6 protein-coding genes are annotated in these 5,779 nt (G+C 44.9%); 1 reads left to right on the top strand and 5 read right to left on the bottom strand.

Translation table 11 applies throughout. The annotated features are described in order from the left end of the window. Position 1 precedes the first annotated feature (1 nt). Positions 2 to 421, top strand: coding sequence for an HNH endonuclease signature motif containing protein (locus tag GNE10_RS31380; protein ID WP_311774901.1), 420 nt, complete (start codon positions 2 to 4; stop codon positions 419 to 421). 280 nt (positions 422 to 701) lie between these two features. On the opposite strand, the gene GNE10_RS31375 is transcribed toward GNE10_RS31380, so the two are convergent. The 5 genes from GNE10_RS31375 to GNE10_RS31355 all read right to left on the bottom strand — a co-directional run bounded on the left by GNE10_RS31375 (position 702) and on the right by GNE10_RS31355 (position 5,644). Beyond that, a complete protein-coding gene (locus GNE10_RS31375; RefSeq protein WP_185569809.1) occupies positions 702 to 1,478 on the bottom strand; it encodes a class I SAM-dependent methyltransferase in 777 nt (258 codons plus the stop codon). 34 nt (positions 1,479 to 1,512) lie between these two features. Continuing rightward, complete coding sequence (locus tag GNE10_RS31370; RefSeq protein ID WP_185569807.1) at positions 1,513 to 2,202, bottom strand: SDR family NAD(P)-dependent oxidoreductase; 690 nt, start codon at positions 2,200 to 2,202, stop codon at positions 1,513 to 1,515. A 4-nt stretch (positions 2,203 to 2,206) separates the two neighbouring features. Further along, on the bottom strand, positions 2,207 to 3,520 hold the full coding sequence (locus GNE10_RS31365) for an MFS transporter (RefSeq protein ID WP_311774900.1): 1,314 nt from the start codon (positions 3,518 to 3,520) through the stop codon (positions 2,207 to 2,209). Positions 3,521 to 3,699: 179 nt separating this feature from the next. Further along, the gene (locus GNE10_RS31360) at positions 3,700 to 4,365 is read right to left on the bottom strand and encodes a nitroreductase family protein (RefSeq protein ID WP_185569803.1); all 666 of its coding nucleotides are present in this window, start codon (positions 4,363 to 4,365) and stop codon (positions 3,700 to 3,702) included. A gap of 169 nt (positions 4,366 to 4,534) precedes the next feature. Beyond that, positions 4,535 to 5,644 (bottom strand): alkene reductase, encoded by a 1,110-nt coding sequence (locus GNE10_RS31355; protein WP_185569801.1) that lies wholly within the window; start codon positions 5,642 to 5,644, stop codon positions 4,535 to 4,537. Positions 5,645 to 5,779: the final 135 nt, after the last annotated feature.

The following is a 5,779-nucleotide window of genomic DNA, read 5'->3' as shown; positions in this document are numbered from 1 at the left end:
CGTGCTAGTTGCAGTACTTGTAATAGTACACAAATACTATGATTTAGCGATCGCCTGTGCCAGTTGCGTAAGTCCTGAGAGCTTTACAATTGAACATATAAAACCTCGGCAAGCAGGTGGTGAAACGATTTTAGAAAACCTTGCCTGGAGTTGCTTTGGCTGTAATGGTTATAAACATGCTAAAACGCAGGCAATCGATCCAGAAACGCTAGAAAAAATAGAACTGTATAATCCTCGGCTGCAAGTTTGGAGCGAGCATTTTAACTGGAGTGATGATTTTACACAGGTAATCGGTAAAACACCTTGTGGTCGAGCAACGGTTGAAGCCCTGCGTTTAAATCGCTCTGGTGTTGTCAACTTACGTCGTTTGTTGTTTGGCGCAAATCTGCATCCACCAGCGAACATGGAAGGTGATGATTAGCACTCTTTTGTCATTTTGGGAGAATCCAATTCCTGAAAGCCTTTCGGAGCTTTAATTTCTAGTTTTAGGTTACAAACTTTAGTTACTGTTAGAAAATAAAGGCTCCAAGCTCGACCAAATCAAAGTTTCAGAATCTTGCTTCGATTATTGTTTTCCGAGAGTGACAAAAGAGGGTTAGTTATCATTTTTGGTGTTTTGGTTTTTGAGTATTTGTTATGCCAAAAAATTAGTAACAAGAAGATGCTTAAACTTAACAAGCAAATGTCTATGCTAGTTGCAATTATGACTGCGGTTGTGGTGATTTAGCGATCGCCGCCCACACCCGATGATGGACTTGCAAAATAGGTGTGGGATATTTTGTTTCTAGTAATTGTGCCAATTCTTGGTCAAATTTTTCTACCTTTTCTGGTGTCAAACTCGCTCCCACACCAGCACTAGCACGAATTCGCCCCCGCCAATCTTCATGTGTATAAGATACAAACACGTCATAGGAAAATGTGCGGATATCTCGAAATCCGCCTTCTCCAATGTCTTGTAACCACTGGGGATACAATCCATTACCACCGGCGAGATTCCACGCCGGATTATGAGCTTGAATCAGTTGTTCTGTTGCTTCAACGACATTACCTTTTAAAGGTATCCAATCAAAATGAGCGATGGCAATTAAACCATTCGCCCTTAATATCCTGGTAATTTCCTTAACAGCCCGCGGACGGTCAAACCAATGCCAACATTGTCCCGCAGTGACCACATCAGCACTGGCATCTGGTAATTCAGTATTTTCAGCACTAGCAACTCGATAATCTACTTTGATTTGGGCAGAATCACTTAGCTGTTTGGCTTGTTCTAGAAGTGAAACTGATGGGTCAATACCGATCGCATAAGCACCTCTCTTAGCAAAACCCCGTGCTAGTGTTCCTGTTCCTGTGCCCAAGTCAACAATGTTCTGTCCTGGCAGACCTATGCCATATTCAGACAGTTTGTTAAATAATGAACTGGGGAAACCAGCACGGTGTTTTGCGTAATCAACAGCAGTTGCACCAAAATCAATTTTCATACGTTCAAAACTATTTTTGTAACAATTGCCTTGGCTAGAAGTTCTCTACCCACGGACGTAGTTCCACTTCCCATGTCCAAGCACTGCGGGGTTGGCGGAGGATATTGAGGTAAGTTTGAGCGATCGCATCCGGATCGAGAGTGCTATCAGTATTATCTACTGGATCTGGCCGGACTGCCGAGCGAATTCCCCCATCAATGATGAAATGTGCCACATGGATATTCTTTGGTGCTAGTTCCTTGGCAATGCTTTGGGCTAAACCCCGCAGTGCAAACTTGCCCATTGCAAAGGGAGCAGCCTGAGGAAAAGCCTTAACACTTGCTGTGGCTCCAGTAAAGAAAATAGCACCACCCCCCTGCTGTAACATCCGTTTAGCAGCAGCTTGGGCAACCAAAAAGCCACCGTAGGCAGTCACTTCTAGAGTTTTTGCCACACCATCAGGATCTAACTCCACCAAAGGCCCCCGCACCCGGAAACTAGGGTTATAAACTACAATATTTGGCGAACCTAACTGATTTTCAACATCAATAAATAATTTTTCCACTTCATTTGGTTTTGAGGCATCTGCGGCAAAACTCAGCGCCCCAATTTCATTAGTTAGCTGAGTAAGTTTTTCTATTTGGCGAGCAGCTAAAGCCACACTGATTCCCTCTTTTGCAAATAAACGAGCTAAAGAAGCACTTAGTCCGCTACCCGCTCCCACTATCAATGCTGTTGTTGCCATGATTTCAAGTTTCCTGTTTTAATAGCTGTGAGTTCCCTTTACTGGGAGTTTGACCAATCCGCAGTACGCAAACTGCGGCAATCAAGCATAAAACACCCGATAAAATAAACGCCTGCACATAACTGCCCATCCAAGTTCTTAACACCCCAGCGCCGAATGCTGCTGTGGCTGCACCAATTTGATGTCCTGCGACAATCCAACCAAACATCACGCCGACGTTTTCTTTACCGAAGGCATTAGCAACAAGACGCACCGTCGGCGGTACGGTGGCAATCCAATCAAGTCCATAGAAGACGGCGAACACAGAAAGCCCATAGAAGGAAAAATTGAAACTAAAGGGCAAGAAAATCAAAGACAAACCCCGCAGTCCGTAGTACCAACACAATAAGTAGCGATTATTCCAGCGGTCAGATAGCCAGCCAGAAATAGTTGTTCCTAGAAAATCAAATAGACCCATGATTGCCAAAAGACCAGCAGCTTTGACTTCCGGGATACCGTGGTCAATACAAGCGGGAATCAGATGAGTACCAATTAATCCATTTGTACTTGCACCGCAGATAAAAAAGCTACCGAATAACAGCCAAAAGTCGCGGTTACCCATTCCCAGCCAAAGGGCGTTAAAAGTAGAGGCGATGGAATTTGCTTTAGGCTGTGGCAGTTCCCCAGTTTCGGTCTTGTGGCCAAAGGGACGCAAACCGACTTCCGCCGGTCGATCGCGCATAAAAATAGCGATCGCTGGAATAATTAAAAGTGCTGCACCACTGAGAACTAAAGCCCCAACCCGCCAGCCAAAGCGATGGGTAATGGCAGATAGTATCGGTAAAAACACTAGTTGTCCGGTAGCTGTACTCGCAGTCAGGATACCAAGAATTAAACCCCGTCTTTCAAAGAACCAGCGATTGACAACAATTGCACCCAGAACTAAAGCGATAACTCCGCTACCACAACCGACAACTATGCCCCAGAGCAAAATTAACTGCCAAGGCGCTGACATCAAAGTAGTTAAACCCACACCCATTGCGATGGCAGCCAGGGAAAACACCATCATCCAACGAATGCCGATCTGTTCCATAACAGTGGCAGCAAAGGGGCCGATTAGTCCGTAAAGTACCAAGTTCAGCGAGATTGCCAAAGATATAGTAGCTCTACTCCAGCCGAACTCCTGTTCAAAAGGGACTATAAAAACTCCAGGAGCAGAGCGAATTGCAGCTCCCACCAACAAAGCAAGGAATGTTAAACCCGCGACGAAAAAGCCATAGTGGAATGAACGACGTGCAAGGAATGAGGGTATGGGCATGGGGCAGGGGGCATAGGGCACTTATACTGAGCGTACTTCGACTCCGCTCAGTACAAGTTCGCGTAGCGTCTCGTAGAGAAGCCGAAGTATAAAGCATAGGGCATAGGTGCAGAGGGTATAGGCTATGGGGAGTGTGGGGAGATTATAAAAAAGCTTCCCACCGCTGCCAATGCCCCATGCCCTATGCCCTATGCCCAAGATTAACCGTGATATGGGTTACCGATTCTGTCTACAGAGACGTTATAGGAAAATGGTAAACGGCCGGGATTTAAGCGTGGTTCTGCGGCATAGCCTACGGGAACTAAAACGGCGATCGCTAAATCTGGATTATCCGCAGCACCAATCACTTCCTTAACTTTCTCTTCTATCCAACCGTTCATAAAGCAAGTTGATAATCCCAGGCTTTCTGCTGCTAACACCAAATGGGTAGCGGCAATAATCGCATCTTTGATGGCATATTCCCGTCGTTTGTCGCCTAACCCAGCTTGGAATTGGGGAATGGAATTTTTAAAGTATTCTACGGTCTTGTCATTCCATGCTCCAGTCTGGAGTCCCTGGTCAAGAATTGGGGTCAAGTCTTGTTCCCCGGCGTTGGGATTGGCAGCAAAAACAAATGTTACAGGTGCTTGAACAATTTGCTGTTGATTCCAAGATGCTGCCGCTAGCGCCGCTTTTTGTGCCTCATCTTGCACAAGAATAATTTGCCAGTCCTGGATATTAAAACTGCTCGGTGCTGCCACAGTTAACTCTACCAATTGTTTGAGCAATTCTGGAGTAATGGGGTCTGATTTAAAAGTTTTGATTGAACGACGTTGAGCGATGGCTGTTGGTACATCCAAAGGCTGGATTTGGGTGACTGGACTCATGAAATTCTCCTGATAGTTAAGTACAACAATTTGGGATTTTCGATTTTTGATTTTAAATTCTTTCCACACGCCTTGCCCAAAGCAGACAAAATATAAATATCCTGAATCTGCGATGTTTTTCAAGTTTGGATGCAAGAAATTTAAATCCAAAATCTAAAATCTAAAATTCTTAGTTTGCTACTGCTTCGTTAGCAGCTGACCAAAATGGATAATCTGTATATCCCTTTTCATCGCCACCATAAAATGTGGCTTGATTGGGTTCATTTAATGGTGCATTCAAAGCCAAACGTCGAGGTAAATCTGGATTTGAGATGAATAATGTACCAAAGGCAACTAAATCGGCTGCTTTATTGGCAATTACAGCATTGCCTTTTTCACGAGTATAACCGCCATTGACAATCAGTGTATTTGTAAAGCGATCGCGTATGTGACTAGTAGGCACGACAACCGCACCATGTCTGATATCTGCGTCTATTGCTTCAAAAATATGCAGATATGCCAAATTAAACTGATTCAGTGCTTGAGCCGCATAGCCAAATGTCTCTAGGGGATTGGAGTCGCGTATATCGTTAAACGTCCCACTAGGCGAAAAACGTACTCCCACTCGCTGAGAATCCCACACACTAGTTACGGCCTCTGTCACCTCCAACAAAAATCGAGTCCGATTTTCAATGGAACCTCCATATTTATCTGTACGCTGATTGGTGCTATCCCGCAGAAATTGATCGATTAAATAACCGTTAGCTGCATGAATTTCCACCCCATCAAACCCAGCCGCCAAGGCATTTGCAGCTGCTTGACGATATTGTTCTACTATCTGCGGTATTTCTGAAGTTTCTAAAGCACGGGGAGTCACAAACGGCTTCGGCCCCTCAAAAGTTGAAGCCTCACCTTTAGCAGCAATGGCAGAAGGCGCTAGAGGTAAAGCTCCATCCGGTTGCAAGTCCGGGTGGGAAATCCTCCCTACATGCCATAGTTGCAGAAAAATTCTTCCTTGTTCCTGATGCACAGCATCAGTGACTAACTTCCAGCCCTCCACCTGTTCTGGGGAATGAATTCCTGGTGTAAGCGGATAGCCTTGTCCTTGTGGGCTTACCTGTGTTGCTTCAGAAATAATCAATCCCGCCGAAGCACGTTGAGTGTAGTAGGTAGCATTCAATTGATGTGGCACATTTCCCTCACCCGCCCGATTTCGGGTTAACGGTGCCATCACTATCCGATTCGGTAATTCCAGATTCCCTAATTGATAAGGAGAAAATAAATTAATATCAGCACTCATTGGTTATATCTCCGAATTGTTATTAGTTATTGGGTATTGGCACTGCGGAGTTAGGAGTTAGGAGTTAGGAGTTAGGAGTTAGGAGTTAGGAGTTAGGAATTATTATTCTCCCCTGCCCCATGCCCTATGCCCCAT

The sequence above is a fragment of the Nostoc sp. 2RC genome, assembly GCF_014222165.1.
GTDB classification, from domain to species: domain Bacteria; phylum Cyanobacteriota; class Cyanobacteriia; order Cyanobacteriales; family Nostocaceae; genus Nostoc; species Nostoc linckia.
Note: the sequence above shows the minus strand (reverse complement) of the source record. Positions and strands in the feature narration are given on the sequence as shown.

Coding starts and splice junctions, on each gene's coding strand:
- GNE10_RS31355 (WP_185569801.1), bottom strand. CDS start 5,644: ATGAGTGCTGATATTAATTTATTTTCTCCTTATCAATTAGGGAATCTG.
- GNE10_RS31360 (WP_185569803.1), bottom strand. CDS start 4,365: ATGAGTCCAGTCACCCAAATCCAGCCTTTGGATGTACCAACAGCCATC.
- GNE10_RS31375 (WP_185569809.1), bottom strand. CDS start 1,478: ATGAAAATTGATTTTGGTGCAACTGCTGTTGATTACGCAAAACACCGT.
- GNE10_RS31370 (WP_185569807.1), bottom strand. CDS start 2,202: ATGGCAACAACAGCATTGATAGTGGGAGCGGGTAGCGGACTAAGTGCT.